A 20,717-nucleotide genomic window follows, 5' to 3' on the forward strand; every position below is an offset into this window, starting at 1 on the left:
ATCGCACGTCCCTCGTCGGCCGTGTGCGCACGGCCGTGTGTGTCTGCGATCGGAGATCACCATGGTTTCGTCCAAGCGGCTCGTGGCCGCTCTCGTTCTTGCGCTAGTTCCCGTCGCGGCAGTCGCCGCGCCGCCGCCCGTGCTCACCCTTCAAGCCGCCGCCGACCAGGCCGTGGCACAGGCGCCGCTGCTCGAAGCGCGCCGCGCGCAGGCGGAGTCCGCCCGTCAGGAGGCGGCCCGGGCCGGCGCCCTGCCCGACCCGCAACTCACCTTCGGCATCGACAACCTGGCCACGCAAGGGCCCGGGGCATTCACCGCCGGCGGCGACGACATGACCATGCGTACGGTCGGCATCAGCCAGGCGTTGCCCTCACACGCCAAGCGCCAGGCCGAGCGCGCCATGGGCCAGGCGCAGGCCGTGGAGGCGGGTGCCACCGAGGTGGCGACCTCCACCTCCATCCGGCAAACCGCCGCCGATGCGTGGGTCACCGCGTGGGGTACGCAGCAAGAAATCGCCATGCTCCGCGCCCTGCGCTCCGCCTGGAACCAGGACATCGACGCTGCGACAGCGCGGCTACGCGGCGCATCCGGTAGCGCGGCGGATGTCCTTGCCGCGCGGATGGAAGCGCTGGATCTGGACAACCGTCTCGACGAGGCGACAGCGCAGGAAGCGCAGGCGCGGGTGAGTCTTTCTCGCTGGGTCGACACGGCGAACGATGCGCCGCTGGCCGATCCGCCGGACTTCACCGTGCTCCCGTTCGATGAGTCGAGCCTGCTCGCTCGTGTCGACGCGCAAGGTGCCTTACTGGCGTGGCCCGCACGCGAGGATGCCGCGGCCGCGGCACTCACCGCCGCGCAAGCCGACAAACGCCCCGCCTGGAATCTCGGCGTGAGCTACGGCTCGCGTGTTCGTGGCCTGTCCGACATGGTCTCCTTGCAGGTGGGCGTCAGCCTGCCGCTGTTTACACGTAACCGACAGGACCGCGGCATCGCCGCGCGCGCGGCAGATCTGGATGCGGTGCGCTTCGAACACGCGGATGCGAGACGCGCGCAGATCGAAGCCATCCAGCGCGCCTGGTCGCAATGGGAAGCGTGGGGTGCGCAAGTGCGACGCCACCGCGACGTGCTCCTGCCACTCGCCCGCGATCGTGTCGCGCTGGCCCTGGCCGCCTACCGCGGCGGTGGCGACATCGCACCGCTACTCAGCGCTCGCCGCGACGAACTCGCCCACCACGCCGACTACGCACGCATGCAAGCCGAGTACGGCCGCGCGTGGGCGGCCCTGGCTTACCTCATTCCCGCCGGAGCTGACCGATGAACCGCCCTGCCCGTATGACCCTCGGCGCGGTGCTCGTCGCCGTGCTCGCGATCGCTGCCTATCTCGTCGGTCGCCACAACGCGACACCACCCGAAACCGCTCCGATGCACGCCACCACGAAGACCCCAACCAAGCCCGTCCGCTACTGGTACGACCCCATGGTCCCCCAGCAGCACTTCGACCATCCCGGCTTGTCGCCCATGGGCATGGAGATGGTGCCCAAGGTCGACGACGCGGGCACACCATCGGGCGGCGTCCGCATCGACGCGGCAACGGTGCAGAACCTGGGACTGCGCACGGCCCTCGTCGAGCGACGCAGCCTGGCGTCGGCGGTGGACGTGCCCGGCAACGTGACGTGGGACATCCGTCAGGCGGTCACGGTGAGTGCGCGTGTCGACGGCATTGTCCAACGGCTGGATGTGCGCGCACCGTACACAGCGGTGACGAAGGGTGCGCCCTTACTCGCGCTTCTCGCGCCACAGTGGCGCAGTGCACTGGCCGAAGCCGAAGCGCTGCGTCACGTGCAATCGCCTGACGCACAGTCGTTGCGCGAGGCGTCGCAAGCACGCTTGCAGGTGCTCGGCCTGTCCGCGGCGGACGGCGTGATCTCTCGTGGCGATGGCGCAGCGATTCGTGTAAGCGCTCCGATCACCGGCACCGTCACCACGCTCGACGTCCGCGAGGGCCAGCGCGTAAATGCCGGGCAGACGCTGATGACGATCAACGGCCTGAGCTCGGTCTGGGTCGAAGCTGCCGTGCCACAGGGACAAACGTCGGCGATTCGTCCAGGTACGCCGGTCACCGTGCGTGTCGATGCGTGGCCGGGCCGCGTGTTTAACGGCCAGGTCGAGACCTTGCTGCCGGACATCGACAACGCCACACGCACGCAGCGTGCACGGATCGTGCTGGGCAATCCCGATGGCGCGCTCGCGCCGGGCATGTTTGCGCATGTCGCGCTGAGTCCCGCCTCGGCGGCTGAAGTCATCGTCGTGCCTGATGAGGCCTTGATCGCTGATGGCGAGAATGCACGCGTCATCGTGGCCGAGGGTGAGGGTCATTTCCGTGCGGCGACGGTGACGCCGGGCCGTAGCAGCGGCGGCATGACGGAGATCCACAGCGGACTGGAGGTTGGCCAACGCATCGTCGTCTCCGGCCAGTTCCTGATCGACTCGGAAGCCAATCTCTCAGGCGCGCTCGATCGGCTTAACGAATCCAACCCTCCGTCGCCCGCCACTTCAGTGCCAGCAGAACCGAGCACCACGGCCATGCCCGGCATGTCGATGGAGCAGCACCCATGATCGGGCGAGTGATCCGTGCGTCCATCGCCCACCGAGGCTGGGTGCTGCTGGCTGCCCTGGTCCTTGCCGCAGCCGGCATCTACTCCGCAGCGCGCACACCCATCGACGCCCTGCCCGACCTCTCCGACACCCAGGTGATCATCCGCACCAGCTGGGCCGGTCAGTCGCCGCAGATCGTCGAGGACCAGGTCACCTACCCGCTCGTCACCACCATGCTCTCGGTGCCGGGCGCGACCAGCGTGCGCGGCTATTCCTTCTTCGGCGACTCCTACGTCACCGTGTTGTTCGACGAGCAGACCGATCTGTACTGGGCGCGCTCACGTGTGCTCGAGTACCTGAGCCAGGTCCGCGACCGCTTGCCCACCGGTGTCTCGCCCGCACTTGGTCCGGATGCGACGGGCCTTGGCTGGATCTACGAGTACGCGCTGGTGGACCGCACCGGCCAGCACGACCTCGGGCAACTACGCAGCCTGCAGGACTGGTTCCTGCGCTACCAGCTGAAGACCATCCCGGACGTCGCCGAGGTGGCCAGCGTCGGCGGCATGGAGCGCGCGTGGCAGATCGTGCCGGATCCCGCCGCCCTCGCCGCACGCGGTATCACCGTCGATCGCCTCGTCAACGCGGTACGTGCCGCCAACGGTGCCAACGGCGGCTCCGTGATCGAGCAAGGCGAAGCCGAGTTCATGGTCCGCAGTGAAGGCTACCTGCGTACCGCCGAGGACTTCGCCACGGTGCCCATCACCACCTCCACCGATGGCACACCCGTGCTTCTGCGCGAGGTAGCCACCGTGCAACGCGGCCCGGTTTTCCGTCGCGGTATCGCCGAGCTCGACGGACAGGGCGAGGTAGCCGGAGGCGTGATCGTGCTGCGCTCGGGCAAGAACGCCAAGGCCGCCATCGCCGCCGTGAAGGCGAAACTGGCAACCCTGCAACGCAGCCTGCCCGCCGGGGTGCAGATCGTGCCGACGTACGACCGCTCGGAGCTGATCGACGCGGCCGTGGACAACCTCACCGGCAAGCTGATCGAAGAGTTTCTCGTGGTCGCGCTGGTCTGCGTGCTGTTTCTTGGCCACCTGCGCTCCGCCCTGGTCGCGGTGATCACCCTACCGCTGGGCGTGCTGGCTGCCTTCGTGGTGATGCACTTGCAGGGCGTGTCGGCCAATCTCATGTCGCTGGGTGGTATCGCCATTGCCATCGGCGCGATGGTCGACGCCGCCGTGGTGATGATCGAGAACGCGCACAAGCACCTGGAACACTGGCGGGATCGACACGATGGCGCGGAACCCTCCACCGCCGAGCGCTGGACGCTGATCGCCGAGGCCTCGGCCGAAGTCGGGCCGGCGCTGTTCGTCAGCCTGCTCATCATCGCGCTGTCGTTCGTGCCGGTGTTTGCGTTGGAGGCGCAGGAAGGTCGGCTGTTCAAACCGCTGGCCTTCACCAAGACTTATGCGATGGCTGCGGCGGCCGGGCTCGCCGTGACGCTCGTGCCGGTATTGATGGGTTATCTCGTGCGAGGTCGTATCCGCGCCGAGCGTGACAACCCGCTCAACCGCGTGCTCATCGCCGTGTATCGGCCGATTCTCGATGCGGTGTTGCGCTTTCCGAAGACGACGCTCGCGCTGGCCGGACTGCTACTGCTGAGCGCGCTGTTCCCGTGGAGTCGGCTCGGCAGCGAGTTCATGCCGCCGATGGACGAAGGCACGCTGCTGTACATGCCCACCGCCTTGCCGGGCTTGTCCGCCGGGAAGGCAGCGCAACTGCTGCAGCTGACCGACCGGATGATCAAGACGGTACCGGAGGTCGATCATGTCTTCGGCAAGGCCGGCCGCGCCGACACCGCGACCGATCCCGCGCCACTGGAGATGTTCGAGACCACGATCACCTTCAAGCCGAAGGACCAGTGGCGTCCCGGCATGACCATAGCGAAGCTCAAGGATGAGTTGAACCAGGCCGTGCACGTACCCGGACTGACCAACCTTTTCGTGCCGCCCATCCGCAATCGCATCGACATGCTGGCCACCGGCATCAAGAGTCCGATCGGGATCAAGGTGCTGGGGAGCGATCCGTCGAGCTTGCAGCAGGTGGATGATCGGATCGAAGCGGTGGCGCGTGGGGTGCCTGGCGTGGCCTCCGCAGTGGCAGAACGCAGCGCGAGTGGGCGCTATGTGGATGTGCGGGTGCGCCGGGACGATGCAGCGCGCTACGGGCTCACGCAGGCCCAGGTGCAGGGCACGATCGCTACCGTCGTTGGCGGTGATCCGATCGGGCAGACCGTCGAAGGGCGTGAGCGCTATCCGATCGTGGTGCGCTATCCACGGGTGGATCGGGATTCGTTGGCGGCGTTGCGGCAGCTGCCGTTGGTCGCCAGCGGCGGTGCGCAGGTGACGTTGGCGCAAGTGGCCGACATCACCGTGGTGGCCGGACCGCCGATGCTCAAGAGTGAGAACGGGTCGCTGGCGACGTATGTGTATATCGATACCGCGGGGCGTGATCTAGGGTCGGTAGTTGCTGACCTGCAACGTACCGTTGGCGCGCAAGTGGTGCTGCCCCCGGGTACGACGCTCGCCTGGTCGGGTCAGTTCGAGTATCTCGCCCGTGCGATGTCGCGATTGGTCTGGGTCGTGCCTGCTGCGCTGGTGATTATCTTCGGGCTCATCTACGCGGTGTTCCGTCGTGTCAGCGAAGCGCTGGTGATCATGGCTAGTGTGCCGCTCGCGCTGGTCGGTGGGCTGTGGCTTATCTGGACGATGGGCCATGCGGTGTCAGTGGCGACGATCATCGGGTTTATCGCGCTAGGTGGCGTGGCCGCGGAATTCGGCGTGGTGATGCTGCTGTATCTGCGGCATGCCTGGGATCGCACGTTGGCGGCGCATCCCGATGCCGGCGAGGCCGAGCTGGATGAGGCTATCCGCGAGGGTGCCGTGCAGCGTGTGCGGCCTAAGGCGATGACGGTGGCTGTGATTCTTGCCGGCCTGTTGCCGATCTTGCTGGGACACGGCGCCGGCTCCGAAGTCATGCAACGCATTGCGGCGCCGATGGTCGGCGGAATGCTGACCGCGCCGCTCCTTTCCATGTTGGTTCTTCCTGCTGCGTTTCACCTTCTGGTGCGTCGACGCTTGCGTCGGCGGGCTGGAGTTCTCCCCTCCCCTCACTAAGGAACACTTCTATGAAAACGCTGTTTGCTCTTTTCGCTCTTGCCAGCCTCGGCACCGTGACTGCGGCTAACGCCCAGCAAGCTATGGATCCGAACATGCCTGGCATGGAACACGCCGCGCAGCCGGCGGATGCCCAGGGCGTTGGCGTGATCAAGGCGATCGACACGGCCAAGGGCACGATTACGCTGCAGCATGAGGCGATCAAGGCGATTGGCTGGCCAGCCATGACGATGAGGTTCAAGGCCGCTTCACCGGAGTTGCTCACGGCTGCGAAGGTGGGTGATCGGGTGCGGTTTGGTTTGAAGCCGAATGGCATGGGTGGCACGGTGACGTCGGTTACCCCGGCGAACTGAGTCTCAAGGACGCACAGCAGTTCTCAATCGACGAAGACCGTACGGGCTTGTTGCTTCTCGAACGTGAGATCGACTGTGCGTCCGATCGCTCTTGTTCGGTGCACGGTCCATGCTGTGATCAGTTGTTCCCGCCCTGCTTTACCACCGTGATCTTTCCATTCGGTTCGAGCCTGGCCGCGAACACGCTTCCATCCGACTCAACGCCTGCCGCATGGAGCGCGCGATCCAGAGCGGCGTCCGGAATGTTCTGGGACAGCAGCTCGTCCCTGTCGCGGCGACCAGCCGAAATCAACAGGGAGGGAAATCCTTCCATGATCCGGTTGAACGTGGCTGATCGTGTGCATGCCCATGCGAGTAGTTTGTCGGCGGCAAGAATGCTGGCCACACCAATGAAGGGACCAGCGAAACCTTTGTCATCACCGATGATCGCCGTGCGCAGCACGCCGCCGACAAGGACCAGCAGGATCACGTCGAACGCTGACATTTCCCCGAACGCGCGCTTCCCTGCCAAACGAAGAAGAATCAATAGTCCGGCGTACGTCATGACACCACGGACCACGTAGGTCCACCAGGGCGCCGACATCTCAAGAAGGCTGGGCATGACTCTCTCCACGCGAAGGGGCCAAGCCGTCTTACAGGTTGCGGTGCGTAGGGTGCGTAAAGAGGAGGTATTGATCGGCTGGATTTTTGGCCTGATCGGCCGGGGAATCGCAAGGACGCACACCTATTGGGTTGGGCGTCCTTGCCGTCACTCAGGGAGTCAAACCCGCATCGATCGCCCCGGCATACGCCGCAGAGAGCGTCTTACCGTTGTACGTCTTCCCAGCCACGTCGTCGTACAGCCAAAGGAAGGCCCCAGTAATGTTGCACTGGTCCGTCCAGGCAGCAACCGTGCTCTGCGCACTGGGTACCGAGCTACCGCCAATCGACGAATCGCCGAGCCCGGGATAGACAGGCACCCCACCGAAGTCCCAGCCCGAACACGGGTTGTTGCCCGAGCCACCGGCGTAGGCCTGAAGGTGCACACCATCGACCGTACCGGCGCGCTGGGTATTGATCTGCTTGACCACGGATGTCCAGTAGGAGGCATTCGTGTAGGCATCTGGCATGACGTGGTAGCCGAGCTTGCCAAGCATCACGGAGAACGCGACGGTCGATGCGGCGTCGTAGCCGTTCTCGTCATCCAGGTCGATGGCATCGATCGAAGGGACGGCCTTCTTCAGCGCCTGGAAGTTCTTGTAGAGCGTGCTCTTGGTGCCGGTGCCGCCGCCCGTGGCCGTGCTGTTCACGAGGGCCTTGATGTCCTGGAAGTCGCCGAAGTTCGACGAGCCGATGCTGAAGGTGATGCGTTTGACGCCGGCCGTTTTCAGGCTGGCGAGGTTGGACACGAAGTTCGGATACGTCTGGTTGCCGATATAGGCACCGTTGGAAACGATGGGGAATTCACCGTTGAGATTCAGGTCACCATTCGCCTTGACCTCGACACTCCACACAATGACCTCGGTAAAACCGGACTGACTGAGCTCCGTAATGTTGTTGTTGAGGTTCTTGTAGATCGGTCCGCCGCCGAAAATGCCTATGTAGCCAGTGGTATCGGCGAGCGATGCTGAGGAAACGGTCAATCCGGCGATCGAGAGAAGCAAAGCAGCTGTGACGCGCGTGCGCTTAAACCGAGACTTGGGACTCATTAACCTGCTCCGATGGTTGTGTATGAGCTGACGCCACTACCCAACGCGCACTCCGAATCCTTCGCTATCGGAGCGATGTTCCGCGTTACCCCTTTGATGGCGTGTCGTATTTTCTTGCTGGAGTGGATGCGGAGCGCAGCAGCGCCCCGTGCCGGTTTAGATCGATCTAAACCGACGTTGCACACACTATAACGGTCAGCTCGATGACGCACGCTGCAACGCAAAAGGAAGGTGCCTTGGGTCACATTTCATTAGCGCGTTTGAGGGCGACCCATCGAAGCTCGGGCGGTCGAGCGGTCGGTGCCTTTCGATGGCTGCGCCTCTTGCTGCCTTGCTAATTGATGTGGCGCTTTACGAACTGGCGCGCCAGCAATTCGAGAATTGAATCACAGTTGGTGCGTTCACATATGTGACTATCATGTGAGATGACGGACAAGTTCCATGAGGAGTATTTTCGCGCATTCCGGGTTTACAACGCGCCAAAGGTTTCTTCGCGCAAGATCTTCAAGTCGGCAGCGGTCTTCAGTGAGATCATCGGAGGGCCGGGCCTCGGCATGACAGAGCCGCTACCCACCGATGACGCTTACCTTGTATCCGTTCGCCTTGTAGAAGGTCGGTATGCCCGAGTGTTCTTAGGATGGCAAGGAAGATAAAAACTATGGCATTCAACGTGGCGCGGTGAACATTCATGATCTACGTCGCCAGACCCAGGCAGAGGTCTGGGATGCGTTCCACGTCCTGACTGCGTACCTACCTCGAACTTTCCTCGTTGCTTATGCCGAACAGCACGATCAGGTGTTCAAGGATTTTCCGGCAGCACGTGGCATGCGCACATTCGATGCTTCCGTAGAGTCGTTGCTACGATCTCTTCAGCCGGCCATTGCTCGGCCCCACGAGGCCAGCGCCCTATTCATTGATCATGTTGCAACGGCGCTGACGACGCATCTGTTCTTCACTTATAACGATCCCGCCAGCAAAAGACTTAGCTCCCTCTCGCGACATCAACTGCAGAGGGGACTGGACCTGATCGAGGATTCGCTCGGCTCAGATATATCGCTCGCAGAGCTTGCGCAGGTTTGTAACGTGTCGAGCCGACACCTTACACGCCTATTTATGCGTTTCATGGGCCAGCCACCTCATCGGTACCTCCTCGGCCGACGAATTGTCCGAGCGAAACTTCTTCTGGAACAAACGTCACTGACCTTGAGTGAGGTCGCGCAAAATTGCGGATTTGCCGATCAGAGCCACTTCACCAGAACATTCACCGGCATGACTGGCCTCTCCCCTGGCGCATTCCGGCGCGAGATCGCCTAGAAAGAAAGCGGACCAGGTCGGATGCCGTGCGTGATCTCTTGAACGAAATGGACGCCGAGTATTCTCACGCGGACTCTGAGACAAGCTGCCTGCCTAGCGCAAAATCGGCCACCATCCGCTCGAGATTATCCCTTTCTGTCTACAACTGAGACCGCTGGCGATGCTTGCGAAGAGTCTCGCGCTTCTTGCTGCAGACGCAGAACTTGGCCTCGCCGAGATTCTTCGCCGGCAGGTGTCCGTGCTTGGCATGAGATGTCCTGATTCAACAAAGACCTGTCCCGATGAAGCAAGAGCTTAGCGGCGATTTAGGCGAAGAATAGCGTCGTAAAAAGTTCGGCTGTCACTGCAGGGGTTACGAAAGCATTTGATCGAAGGAACCCGTCAGCCACGGCTCGTTTCATAAACTACGCGCGGGCAGCGCGTAGGTGCCATCGCTGCACGCTCACAACAAAATACCTGGCTGCTGTTGTCGGTTATTCGTACCGACGACTGGCATGTCGACTTCGGTCGCCGATGGTCACCCATCGGCAGTTTTTGTCCATAAAGGATTTGTCGACGCTTCAGATGTCATTTTCAAAATCATTACCGAGAACGATCTCAATCTGATCGTCCATAGGCTTCGAGCCTTCATTTTAACGATGTTCCTTCAGGCATTCGCGGCTCTTTGCGCAAGTTCTCTTGCGCAGTCAGGGAGCGACGCGCCTATTCGTGGCTATCCATTGAGAGGCGGCTATGAGCAAGAAAGACAGCAAATTGCGGAATGAATCCCCGGGTCATCTCGTCGTGGCTTCAAAACTGAAGAATAAATCACCGGGTCTCGGCGATAAGTGGGCAAGCAGGACATTCGTCTGCATTTCCGTGGCGGCACTGATGGGGCAGTTCTCGACACCCGCCCAGGCACAGCTCGCCATAGGCAACGGACAGCTCGTAAATTCGGCCGATTGTGGCGTGAATCCCACGGCGGCGTCTGGGGCCATAGCCATCGGCTGCGCCGCTGCGGCAGGAGGCAGTTTCGCCACCACCGTCGGGATTCAATCGGTGGCGAACGGCACGTATTCCAGTGCCTTCGGCTACTTCTCGAATGCAGCCGCCAACTACGCGACCGCCATCGGTCCAACCGCCGCCGCCACCCAGGATAGTGCGACTGCCCTCGGAAGCGGGTCGCAGGCCACGAACACCTACGCAACGGCGCTCGGTAGCGTCTCAAGCGCTAGTGGCGTCCAGGCTATTGCCATCGGCGCGAATTCGGCCGCGAGCCAACAGAATGCTATTGCCATCGGTCCGGGCGCAGCGGCGAGTAATGTAGGCGCGGTCGCGCTGGGGTCCGGCAGCGCCACCGCCGCTGCTATTGCGACTACCGGCGTCACGATCGGTGGCACGCCCTACACCTTCGCCGGCACGACTCCGGGCAGCACGGTCAGCGTTGGCGCTGCAGGTGCCGAACGCACGGTCACCAATGTCGCGGCAGGGCGGATCTCGGCGAGCTCGACCGACGCCATCAATGGCAGCCAGCTCTATGCCACCAACCAGGCGATCTCATCCATCGCCGCCAGCTCGACACTGCACTACTACAGCGTGAACGACGGTGGCACGCAGGGTACCAACTACATCAACGACGGGGCCTCCGGTACTAATTCAATCGCCTCGGGTGCCAACGCCCAGGCGAGTCAGACCGCCGGCATTGCGGTGGGTTATCAATCCAACTCTTCCGGACAAGGTGGTGTTGCGGTTGGATCCGGGGCCATCGCATCTTCTCTCAACTCGATTTATCTAGGCGCACGCACTACTGCGGGCACCGGCGCGACTGCAGACGGAGCGGTTGCCGTTGGTACGGATGTGACCGCTTCGGGCCTCTCGTCGCTGGCAGCGGGTACTGTGGCCTCTGCTTCGGCACAAAATGCAGTGGCACTAGGCGCAGGCGCCAAGGCGAGCGGACTGACCGCGCTTGCGCTGATGAACGGTTCCACCGCCAGCGGCGCCCAGTCCATTGCCATTGGTGCTACCGCCAACGCTTCGGCCACCCATGCGACGGCTATCGGCAATGGCTCGCAGGCACTTGCCGCTTCCACGATTGCGTTGGGCGATACCAATACCGTGGCGGCAGCGTCCGGCACCGGCTCGATCGCGGGAGGAAATCAGTCACAAGTGCTCGGTGGCACCGGTGCTGTCGCCCTGGGTCAGGGCCAGACTGCAAACGGCAACGGCGCGGTGGCGATCGGCGATCCGAATTCGGCCACCGGCAATGGCGCTGTCGCCGTGGGTGCGAACAACACAGCCAACGGTGATGGCACCGTCGCGTTAGGTAATGGTAACAACGCACAAGGCGTTGGCTCAGTGGCACTCGGCAACACGAGCAGTGCGCTCGCTGCCGGTGCGGTAGCCCTGGGAAATGCCGCCACCGCCAATAACGCGAACGATGTGGCGCTGGGCTCCGGCGCGACGACGGCCGCCGCTGTGGGTACCGCCAATGCCACCATCAACGGCACGACCTACACCTTCGCCGGCACGACACCCGGCAGCACGGTGAGCGTCGGCGCATCCGGCGCGGAACGTACCATCACCAACGTGGCGGCGGGACGCCTCGGCAACACCAGCACGGATGCGATCAACGGCTCGCAGTTGTTTGCCACCAACCAGGCGGTGACCACGGTGGGTACCACGGTGACCAACCTCGGTAATACCATCGCCACCAGCATCGGTGGCGGCACTACCTACGACCCCGCGACGGGTGCGGTGAACACCAATCTCACCTACGGCGGCAACACGTACAACTCCGTACAGAACGTATTGGATCAAGTGGGCAACGCGGTGGGTGGTGGCGGCATCAAATACTTCCACGCCAACTCCACCCTGGCCGACTCGCAGGCTACCGGCACCGACAGCGTGGCCATCGGCCCGGTGTCTACGGCCAGCACGACCAACGCGGTGTCGATCGGCAACGGTGCGTCTGCCGGGACCAACGCGGGCGATGTCGCGCTCGGCGCGGGTAGCAGCACGGGCGCCGTCGTAGCGACTGCTGGGACGACCATCGCAGGCAACAGCTACACCTACGCCGGCACCACACCGACAAGCACGGTGAGTGTGGGCAGCGCGGGCAGCGAACGCACAATCACCAACGTGGCAGCGGGCCAGGTCAACGCAGCCAGCACGGATGCGATCAACGGCTCGCAGCTATTCGCTACCGATCAGGCGCTGGAAACCCTCAATAACAGCGTCGTCGCCAATACCACGCACTATTACAGCGTCAACGACAACGGCGTGCAGGGTGGCAACTACACCAATAATGGCGCCACCGGGGTCAATTCGCTGGCCGCGGGCGTGGGCGCTGCGGCGACCGCGGACAGCGGTACGGCGCTAGGCCAGAACGCGAACGTTTCGGTTCTCGGCGGCGTGGGCCTGGGCTCGGGTGCCGTGTCCGACCGGGCTATCGCACCGGCGTCCGGCACCATCACCGTCGGCACCAACACGATCCCGTACAACACCACCGACCGCAACTTGCTCGGCGCGGTCTCGGTCGGCAACGCCACCGATTTCCGCCAGATCACCAACGTGGCGGACGGTACGCTGGACCAGGACGCGGTGACGTTGCGCCAGCTCAAAGGCGCGATGAGCTCGTTCTCGGTGACACCGATCAAGTACTTCCACGCCAACTCTACCGCGGCCGACTCGCTGGCGGCAGGCGCGGAGTCGGTCGCCATCGGCCCGCAGACGACGGTCAACGGCGACAACGGCATCGGCTTGGGCAATGGCGCGATCGTGCAACAGACGGCGCCGGGCGGCACGGCCATCGGCCAGAATGCCACGGTGAATCTCGCCGACGGCGTGGCATTGGGCACCAACGCCACATCCAACGGCATCCAGGCCCTCGCATTGGGCGCAGGCACGCAGGCGGCCTTTGCGGGCAGCGTCGCCCTGGGCGCGGGCTCGGTCACCGACGCACCGGTTGGAACCACAAGCATCACGCTTAACGGCACCAACTACGCGTTTGCCGGGACCACACCGGGCTCGACCGTCAGTCTCGGCGCACCAGGCGCCGAACGCACGGCCACCAATGTCGCGGCCGGCCGGATAAGCGCAACCAGCACGAATGCGATCAACGGGTCGCAGTTGTTCGCCACCAACCAGTCGCTGAGCTCGCTGTACACGCAATTCAACAATCTCTCCAATGTGGTGAATAACCAGCCGCCGGGCGGTGGCAACACCACGGTGAACAACACGGTTCAGACCAGTCCCGACAACACCACGCCAGCGTCAGCAACGGGCAACAACTCGACCGCCGTGGGTGCCGGCTCGACAGCCAGCGGTAACAATAGCGTGGCGATCGGCGCGGGTTCAGTGGCCTCCCAGGCCAATACCGTATCGGTGGGGTCGGCTGGCAACGAGCGAACCGTCACCAACGTGGCGCCCGGTGTGAATACCACCGACGCGGCAAACGTAGGCCAGGTGAACCAAGCCATTCAGACTGCGCAGAACTGGTCAAAGGACTACACGGACCAGCGCTTCAACAGCGTGAACCAGGACCTTAACCGACTGGGCAATCGCGCCAACGCCGGTATCGCCTCGGCGATGGCAATGACGGGCCTGGGCCAGGCCTACCAACCCAACCAGAGTTCTGCTGGCGTGGCGCTGGGTGGCTTTCACGGGGAGTCTGGCATTGCCGTGGGCGTCTCGACCGTCACCGAAAGCGGGCGCTACATACTCAAGCTCAATACCTCCACCAACTCGCGTGGCGATGCCGGCGTCGCCATGGGCGCCACCATGGTCTGGTAAGAGCGGACGTATTCATGCATAGCATTCAAGGAGTCCAATTCATGCGCGCTCATGTCACAGGCATCATCGCCCTCTCTATGGCGCTCACCCTGTCCGCTTGCGGCAATGTCAGTCACGACGTGGCGAAGGATGGCCACAACGCTGGTGAACTGGTGTGGCCAGCACCGGATAACGCCACCCCGATGCACAGGGGAGGTACGTTCCCGAACCTGGCCAATCTTCGACAGGTACGAGCGGGACTGAATAAACAACAACTTTCCGACTTGATCGGCTATCCGCATTTCTCCGAAGGCGTATGGGGCGTGCGCGAGTGGAACTACGTGTTCAACTTTCGCAAACCCAACAGCGATGAGCTGACCACATGTCAGTACAAAGTGCTGTTCGATGACAAGAAGCTCACGCAAAGTTTCTACTGGCAACCGGAGAGCTGCGCTTCGTACCTGGGTGACGGAGTCCCAGCCGAGGCAATCAAGGCACCCGCGCAACCGACGGTGACCCACTACGATCTTTCCGCAGACACCCTGTTCCCTTTCGACAAGGCCGATATCCTGCCGCAAGGCCGCCAGCCACTGGACAAGATCGCAGACGAACTGAAACGGCGTGATGGAACCATCGAGGCCGTGCAGGTGACCGGCTACACCGATCGACTGGGCAGCGATGATTACAATCGTTCGCTGTCGCAACGGCGCGCGGAGGCGGTGAGCGACTACCTGGCCGATCACGGCGTGACACGTGAGCGCATTCACGCAGAAGGCCGCGGTAAGAGCCAGCCCGGCACACAGTGCGAACAGCACCAGCATAACGATCTGATCGGCTGCCTGGCGCCAGATCGTCGGGTTAGCGTGGAGATCAAGGCAAAATCGTTGCAGTGATTCCCCGTGGTCACGGCGTGAGATCGTGGCGAAGGCTCAAACCTTCGCCGTTATCGGCCGTTCGTTTGCAAAGTAACCGCTATACGTCGCATCCGCCGTCACACTCGGCGTTTGCGTCAAGAGACCCAGTTCCTACGGCTCGAAACGATATGCCAGCCCCAATGGTCGTGAGACATAACCGCCGTAACCGAAGTTCCGCAAACCACGCCGCAGTAGTATCCATACGTGACGTCATAATTCCCGTCTGGTCGCTTTAGCGGAATGCCGATGCCAATGTGATAGTCCCCCTGCGTCGCACCGTTTCCCGCGGTGACGCCTGGCGCAGCACTCGCCGGAAGGATCTTGATTCCCGGGATCTGTGCCTTGGCGATTGCGGTTGCCGGGAGATCGACAGGTTTGTCAGCACCCGTGCTGACGCTGACGTACCAGGTGCTGCCGTAGCCCGCAGGAGGCGTCGTGCTTGGAGAAATCTTAAGCAGGACCGTGAGCCAGAGGTCTTCAAGATCCGGTGGCGGATGCAGCTTTGCTTCTTCGCTCGTCTTGGCGGCGAGCTCATTGGCCGCTTCGTAGGGCATGGGGGCGATAACCAGATCGGTCACCCCTGGCACCTGGCGGGCTACGCGACTACTAAGGTCGATGGCCTGCATCTGAGAAAGGATGGGGGAGTCGTTGGCAAGGGCGGGAGCGGCGATGAAGACCGCGAGGGCCAGCGCCGGCCAACGGGCATGGAGGCCAGAGGTGCGAGCGATCGGGTGGCTCATGGACTTCCCCTATGGCCACCTTTCCGGGGGCTCGAGGCTGAGCATACGCGACTTGCTAAAGATTATTGGTGCTGCGCCGAAATGCGTAACGGAGGACCACCGCGAGTGATTCAATACCCGTGTACAAGAAGCCAAAGGAGCGGGAATGCCAAGCCACGTATCGTTGCGCGAGCTTCAAGAGAGACTTTCTGCCTCTCGCGAAAGGGTGTTCCATGATCAAGGGATGTCGCCGAAGCGCCGTGTACTACTCATCATTATGGCGGTCTCTTACGTCGCAACCACCGTAGCCAGCTTCACATTCCGGCAAGATCTTCGCTGGATTGGCCTGGTTACGCTCGCCATCGAGTTCCTCGCCGGTGCGGCCTTCTACCGAGACATGCGTCGAACAAGAGCGGGAGATGACAAAGAGTGGTTGATGGAGTACGACAGGCTTGCCACCGAGGATGGCGAGACAGTTAGTTGGGTCGCCACTTTTGAAAGAGCCAGCATTCTGCGATCAATTCAAACGTTGAAAGAGCGAGCGCTTACCGAAGAGATGGCCTTCGGCATGGTCTTCGGACCTGCAGCGGGTCTCGGATTGATTGCAGGACTGGGCATCCTCTACACCCAGGCAGATGCCATCCTATCGAGCCACCTTTCGATGCTTAGCATCGCCTTGCGGGCGTTCATTGCGACGCTCATAGCGGCGATGTACGTAACGGGCTGGAGGGTTTCCTTTCAGCGCACACGGCGTGATCGGATGAAGCTGATCCTGGAGTTTGGGCTCGAACAGCTCGGGCCCGATCTGGCCTCGAGCACGTCCTGATCACCTAAAACTCGGCGCACGCGTGTCACCGCGTTAGTCCCGCCACCTTGTCGCGAGTGCCTAACCGTGTCAAACGACGCTCCAGCTCCGTGGCGCGAAGGCCACGATGAATGACATCGCAGGTGTCGGACACCATGCGGCCTCGCGAACCTTCAGTGAATCCCCAGCCACATAGCAGATCCATCTCCCTGAGCCATTGGCGCTGCTCCTTTCGGAGCGCCTGCTTATCGTGTTCGCCGAGTGCGCTCACCAGCTTCGAATAAGCCGCGTGCAGCCGCTTGTTCTGGAAATCCATCTCCTCGCCGTAACAATCATATATGGCAGGTCCGTTCGCTCTGGCGTCGTCAATGCACTGGTCGTGAGAAGGACGGAGCTTTGCATCGGGGTCATCCGGATCGTAGTCCCGATTCACAAGGTCGAGGTGATAGATCTTCGGCGGAAAAAGGTCGTCGTCGCAGTCGAGGCCTTCTGTATATGAAAACGCAGAGGGCATGGCCGTGACACCCAAGACCGCTGCTAGTGCAAGGCTTCCAAGTCTAGGTCTCATCACATCACCGGTCCCTGCCGAAACGTCTGAGGGGTGTTACGCCGTTCAGGGCGCTTGAGTGCGTCCGCCGTGATCCCGTAAAGCAAACCAAGGTCATGCGCTTTCTCACTTCCACTGTCTCTTCTCAACCCAACGCCCGAACTCGTCACGCTTCCCAAGCCACACAGTTGTGCCGCTTTTACGAAACTCCGGATGCGAGGTCCATTCGTCGTTACGAGGAGGAGGTTCTGCCCCGGGGAAAACCGCCAGCCGCACGGCAGACTCCCCGATATCCAGAAGCACCCGGAAGTTGAGCGCGCTAGGATTTCGTCCCGCCCGGGCCATGATGGCGTCGAGCGCGCAGTCATTACGAATCCAGGAGGCGAGATAGAACCATTCGCGAACGGGCATCCCGTCTTCGTCGTAAACGATGACATCAAGACCCGCAGGCTCACCGGACGATCGATGCACTGAGGTATACCAGGGGTCGCCGTCGGTAGCCTCGACCGACCGCCAGATGACTTCTGTCTCGTCATCGAAGCCGACCGTATAGCGAACACCAGGCGCGCCTTTGACGGCCAACATGTACTCGCCAGCGGGAAGCTCCCTCCCTCTACGACGGCGCCTTCTTATCCGGAGGTACAAGGCAAGGGCGGACCCGCCCAGGCCCGAAAGGATCGCCGATCCCCAAGGAATACCCCTCTGAGGTGTCGGGAACGTCATAAGCCCCTCTGCCGTAGCAACACCAAACGTCACCAGCAAGCCAATGCCAATCGCGGCCGGCGTCCATTTCTTCATACCCATGTCCTTATGTGATCCATCATGCTTGTGCTGCTGCTTTCGCTTGTTCCCAGTGCAACATCGCATGGGCCTGCGCGACGCGTTGCGCGCCCAATCGGGTAATCGCACCCACCGCCTCGAGTGCCAACGCCATCCGTCGACAGTTCACGACGTCCGCTTCATGGACGAGATCTGAAAGAAGCTCAGTCACACCGGTGGCGTATTGCATCCACTCGGTTGCCTCGTTCAGCAGTTCGTGGACCGACGCATCCGTGCCTACGTACTGAACCGCATCGGCATTCGTATAACTCTCTCTGCGCTCACTCATTGCCTGCTCCTTACGTGGGCCAGCCCTCGGGTCAAGGTGCGGCCGCCGTGCACTGCACGGCGGACCGCGGATCAACGGACTCGCGGGTTCAACGGCTGCCCGAGACCGGGCGCCGGCGGCTTAGTTGGTGAAGTGGTTGCGGCTTCAGCCTGTCTTGGTGGCCCACAGGGGCACGTGCCGCTTTAGGCAACCAAGAAATATCGCACTGAAACGGCTTCCGCCGCGTTCCTCAACCGCGTCTGCGACGACTGCAGGCAGACCGGTAACCGTTGAGGGTGTCGCCGAGGGGGTTCGGCGGGCGGGCGGGTGCCGTATGATCGGGGGTAGCCAAAGCAACTGTCCTTTAGTTGGTTAGGTCAGCGGGTCGGGAGTGTTACAGCACTCCTGGCCCGCGCTTATCACCGCATCTAGCGATGGTTACCTGCGCAGCATTCATAGCGACGACGCAGATAACGGGAACGACCGTATCAAAACAACATCCGGTTGTATGTAGGCGAGAGCACCGACAGCACAACCGAGTGTTTCATTTACTGGTGCATCGACATCGTGGGGCCAGCTTGCTGCTGAGTTACATGCATCTGCTGAACCTGACTTCGTTGCTGTTCGCTCAACGCATTGAACTGGTTATTGCTCACATCGACTGGTGGCGGGGGTGATGCGAGATCGATGGATGCGTTCGTTCCCGGCGTGACACCCGTAAGCATCAGGTTCGTGCCAACGACGTCCATCGTTCTAATGCGCCCCGCCTCGATACCACCCTCTTTTGCCGCAAGGGCAATCTGTGCGAGGCGATCCTGAGAGGTTTCTGAAGGAAGCGCGTTACGGAGCTCTCGGTGAAGCGCCGAATCCGCCGCAACCGATGGAGCTGACGGGGACGAAGGAACGAACTTGTTCTTGTTGGCTCCGTCGAACGTGTGATCGAACTGGTGTGCTGTAGCTGGAACGTGGCTGCTGTCTAGGTAAGGAACAGGCTGCTTTGATGGGCCGAGATTCATGCCGGATCGCTCCATCATGTCTTCGTATAGACCGGCGTGCGCCATATCGATGACGATCTGAGGCTTTTGCCCGTGAATCGTCGGCGCGTTCTGCTCAGCCCAGGACGCCGTCGCGACCGCCCATCTCGCGTAGTAGTTGGGATAATCGCTGACCCCACCCAGATTCATGGACGCCCGCGTGTCGCCAGGCGGCATGTGTGCGGAATTGGGCCGGTCGAAGTAGTTGTGGCCCATCGCGGCGACGTTGGAGCTAGTCGGACTCATGGTCAGATCGGCGTTGAGCTGCACATTTGGACGTGGGGAAAGTGGCTGGCCGTTCACACGATGCGCAAAATCGTCTACCCGCCCAGGGGCGAGGTTATACATGTCGTAGAGCGTCGCGCTGGGATTCTCTTGGTGCACACGACTCTGCAGTGCGTTCCACCCCGATATCTCAGCCCGGGCCTCATCGTTGCGACCGGATTGGACGTACTTCTCTATCGCCAGGGTGTAGTCATGCACTGGACTGCGTGTTGCAGCGATAGCCTGGGCGTCATGGATGAAATCACTTCGTCCCCTCGCTGCGTCAAGGCTATTGAATCCGTGCTGCACCTCATGACCTATGACGAAGCTCAATTCATAAGGGTTGTATCCCATGACACGCGAGCCCGGCACCTGTGCTTGGAGGGAAGCTGCAGGCAAATTCATAGTGTGTTTTTCTGGGCTATAGCTCCCGCCCAAACCGGATCCCGAAGGGACGATGTCGAAGGCCTCAAGCACCCGGTGTTTCGGATCCGCAGGATCCGGTGTCATCGCCGCTCGCTTAATTTCCGTCGACAAGACGGGAGATCCGTTCAACGTATCTTGTAGGTTGACGACCATGTCGGAGGAGACCTGCGTCTGCGGCCCTGGCCCATCCACATAAGACTTCGCCGCGAACTCAACCACCATTGCCTGAACGTGGAGAACCGAGTGCAGGTCCGCGGCTGGCGTAGGCCCCGCAGATGCAAATGACGACGCCGGGAGGGATACGACGCCACCCATCATGTCGTACCGTCCAGCCGGAATCTGCTGGGCGGGTGAAGTCTCGAGCGCGAAGCTTTTCACGGTCCCCGATGCGGCAGCATTATTGAAAGACGTGAGCAGCCCGGGGTCGGCGTACAACGCAGAGCGGAGTTGGTCGACCTGGCCCTGAGTTACACCTGGCTGAGTCGCGAAATGGGCGATGGCGGCGTTCAACGCCTGAGTTGCGTTCTGCATCATTAACTTCCTTGTTATTTCAACCGTCGGTCGTTTGAATCACCCGAACACATTCCGTTCCATCTGGCCAAGTAGTTACGTCGAGGGGCGTTACGGTGAATACCAGGTCGTTCTTGACGAAGTTCCAAGCGACGACTTGGCCGATTTCACCCGGCGTGATCGCCTCGGGAAATCCTCTCGATGCGAACGAAGCACGAATCTGATCTAAGGTAGCCACACAAATCGGCGCCGGGTCGGCCGATGGGTCCGGATTGAAGAAGCCGAACGTAACTCCGGATTTCAAACGCCCGCGGGGGTCATGATGCCTGATGACGTAGGTCCACCCGCCACCGAGGCCAGGGCTTCTGTAGAAATCTCCTTCCTCATCCTTTCCGAATGCAATGCCCATCCCCTGCTCGACACTCGCTTTTGTGAGCTCGGACGTGGACCGAAGCGTCGAGACATAACCAAAGAAGCGGGCAAGTGCATCTCTTGCTGTCTTGGTCGCCTGGGGTCCTGTCGTTTCAGATGTCATC

Annotated in this window: 16 protein-coding genes; 9 read left to right on the plus strand and 7 right to left on the minus strand. The window is 61.9% G+C overall.

Annotated features, from left to right (window positions below):
• The first annotated feature begins 61 nt into the window (after positions 1-61).
• Genes C8J98_RS09630 through C8J98_RS22565 form a run of 4 tightly spaced genes read left to right on the plus strand, consistent with a single transcriptional unit; the run spans position 62 to position 6,124 of the window.
• Positions 62-1,318 (plus strand): TolC family protein, encoded by a 1,257-nt coding sequence (locus C8J98_RS09630; RefSeq protein ID WP_107912971.1) that lies wholly within the window; start codon positions 62-64, stop codon positions 1,316-1,318.
• Complete coding sequence (locus C8J98_RS09635) at positions 1,315-2,616, plus strand: efflux RND transporter periplasmic adaptor subunit (RefSeq protein WP_107912972.1); 1,302 nt, start codon at positions 1,315-1,317, stop codon at positions 2,614-2,616. Before C8J98_RS09630 ends, C8J98_RS09635 begins: the two co-directional genes overlap by 4 nt.
• Positions 2,613-5,771, plus strand: coding sequence for a CusA/CzcA family heavy metal efflux RND transporter (locus C8J98_RS09640; RefSeq protein ID WP_107912973.1), 3,159 nt, complete (start codon positions 2,613-2,615; stop codon positions 5,769-5,771). Before C8J98_RS09635 ends, C8J98_RS09640 begins: the two co-directional genes overlap by 4 nt.
• 11 nt (positions 5,772-5,782) lie before the next feature.
• Positions 5,783-6,124, plus strand: a complete 342-nt coding sequence (locus C8J98_RS22565) for a copper-binding protein (protein WP_107912974.1) — start codon at positions 5,783-5,785, stop codon at positions 6,122-6,124.
• A gap of 118 nt (positions 6,125-6,242) precedes the next feature.
• Here C8J98_RS22565 and C8J98_RS09655 read toward each other — a convergent pair whose 3' ends face one another.
• Together C8J98_RS09655 and C8J98_RS09660 are read right to left on the minus strand one after the other, a co-directional pair.
• The gene (locus C8J98_RS09655) at positions 6,243-6,668 is read right to left on the minus strand and encodes a YetF domain-containing protein (RefSeq protein WP_158272666.1); all 426 of its coding nucleotides are present in this window, start codon (positions 6,666-6,668) and stop codon (positions 6,243-6,245) included.
• A gap of 208 nt (positions 6,669-6,876) precedes the next feature.
• A complete protein-coding gene (locus tag C8J98_RS09660) occupies positions 6,877-7,812 on the minus strand; it encodes a hypothetical protein (RefSeq protein ID WP_107912976.1) in 936 nt (311 codons plus the stop codon).
• 678 nt (positions 7,813-8,490) lie between these two features.
• Between C8J98_RS09660 and C8J98_RS09665 the strand changes: the two genes are divergently transcribed.
• The 4 genes from C8J98_RS09665 (at position 8,491) to C8J98_RS09675 (ending at position 14,768) form a co-directional block, all read left to right on the plus strand.
• Positions 8,491-9,126, plus strand: a complete 636-nt coding sequence (locus C8J98_RS09665; RefSeq protein ID WP_107912977.1) for an AraC family transcriptional regulator — start codon at positions 8,491-8,493, stop codon at positions 9,124-9,126.
• Positions 9,127-9,620: 494 nt separating this feature from the next.
• Positions 9,621-9,890 (plus strand): hypothetical protein, encoded by a 270-nt coding sequence (locus tag C8J98_RS21945; RefSeq protein WP_146171615.1) that lies wholly within the window; start codon positions 9,621-9,623, stop codon positions 9,888-9,890.
• Positions 9,859-13,896, plus strand: a complete 4,038-nt coding sequence (locus C8J98_RS09670) for a YadA-like family protein (protein ID WP_107912978.1) — start codon at positions 9,859-9,861, stop codon at positions 13,894-13,896. Before C8J98_RS21945 ends, C8J98_RS09670 begins: the two co-directional genes overlap by 32 nt.
• Before the next feature lie 41 nt (positions 13,897-13,937).
• Complete coding sequence (locus tag C8J98_RS09675) at positions 13,938-14,768, plus strand: OmpA family protein (RefSeq protein ID WP_158272667.1); 831 nt, start codon at positions 13,938-13,940, stop codon at positions 14,766-14,768.
• 116 nt (positions 14,769-14,884) lie between these two features.
• On the opposite strand, the gene C8J98_RS09680 is transcribed toward C8J98_RS09675, so the two are convergent.
• On the minus strand, positions 14,885-15,529 hold the full coding sequence (locus tag C8J98_RS09680; RefSeq protein WP_107912980.1) for a hypothetical protein: 645 nt from the start codon (positions 15,527-15,529) through the stop codon (positions 14,885-14,887).
• A gap of 145 nt (positions 15,530-15,674) precedes the next feature.
• Here C8J98_RS09680 and C8J98_RS09685 point away from each other — a divergent pair, with 145 nt between their 5' ends.
• Positions 15,675-16,334 (plus strand): hypothetical protein, encoded by a 660-nt coding sequence (locus C8J98_RS09685; RefSeq protein WP_107912981.1) that lies wholly within the window; start codon positions 15,675-15,677, stop codon positions 16,332-16,334.
• A gap of 25 nt (positions 16,335-16,359) precedes the next feature.
• Here C8J98_RS09685 and C8J98_RS09690 read toward each other — a convergent pair whose 3' ends face one another.
• The 4 genes from C8J98_RS09690 to C8J98_RS22150 all read right to left on the minus strand — a co-directional run bounded on the left by C8J98_RS09690 (position 16,360) and on the right by C8J98_RS22150 (position 20,202).
• Entirely contained in the window at positions 16,360-16,827 is a 468-nt protein-coding gene (locus C8J98_RS09690; protein WP_158272668.1) for a lysozyme inhibitor LprI family protein, read from the minus strand.
• A 159-nt stretch (positions 16,828-16,986) separates the two neighbouring features.
• The gene (locus C8J98_RS09695) at positions 16,987-17,658 is read right to left on the minus strand and encodes a hypothetical protein (RefSeq protein ID WP_107912983.1); all 672 of its coding nucleotides are present in this window, start codon (positions 17,656-17,658) and stop codon (positions 16,987-16,989) included.
• 22 nt (positions 17,659-17,680) lie between these two features.
• On the minus strand, positions 17,681-17,968 hold the full coding sequence (locus tag C8J98_RS09700; protein WP_107912984.1) for a hypothetical protein: 288 nt from the start codon (positions 17,966-17,968) through the stop codon (positions 17,681-17,683).
• A gap of 527 nt (positions 17,969-18,495) precedes the next feature.
• Positions 18,496-20,202 (minus strand): hypothetical protein, encoded by a 1,707-nt coding sequence (locus C8J98_RS22150; protein ID WP_199229866.1) that lies wholly within the window; start codon positions 20,200-20,202, stop codon positions 18,496-18,498.
• Positions 20,203-20,717: the final 515 nt, after the last annotated feature.

The sequence above is a fragment of the Luteibacter sp. OK325 genome (assembly GCF_003050935.1).
Taxonomy (GTDB): Bacteria; Pseudomonadota; Gammaproteobacteria; order Xanthomonadales; family Rhodanobacteraceae; genus Luteibacter.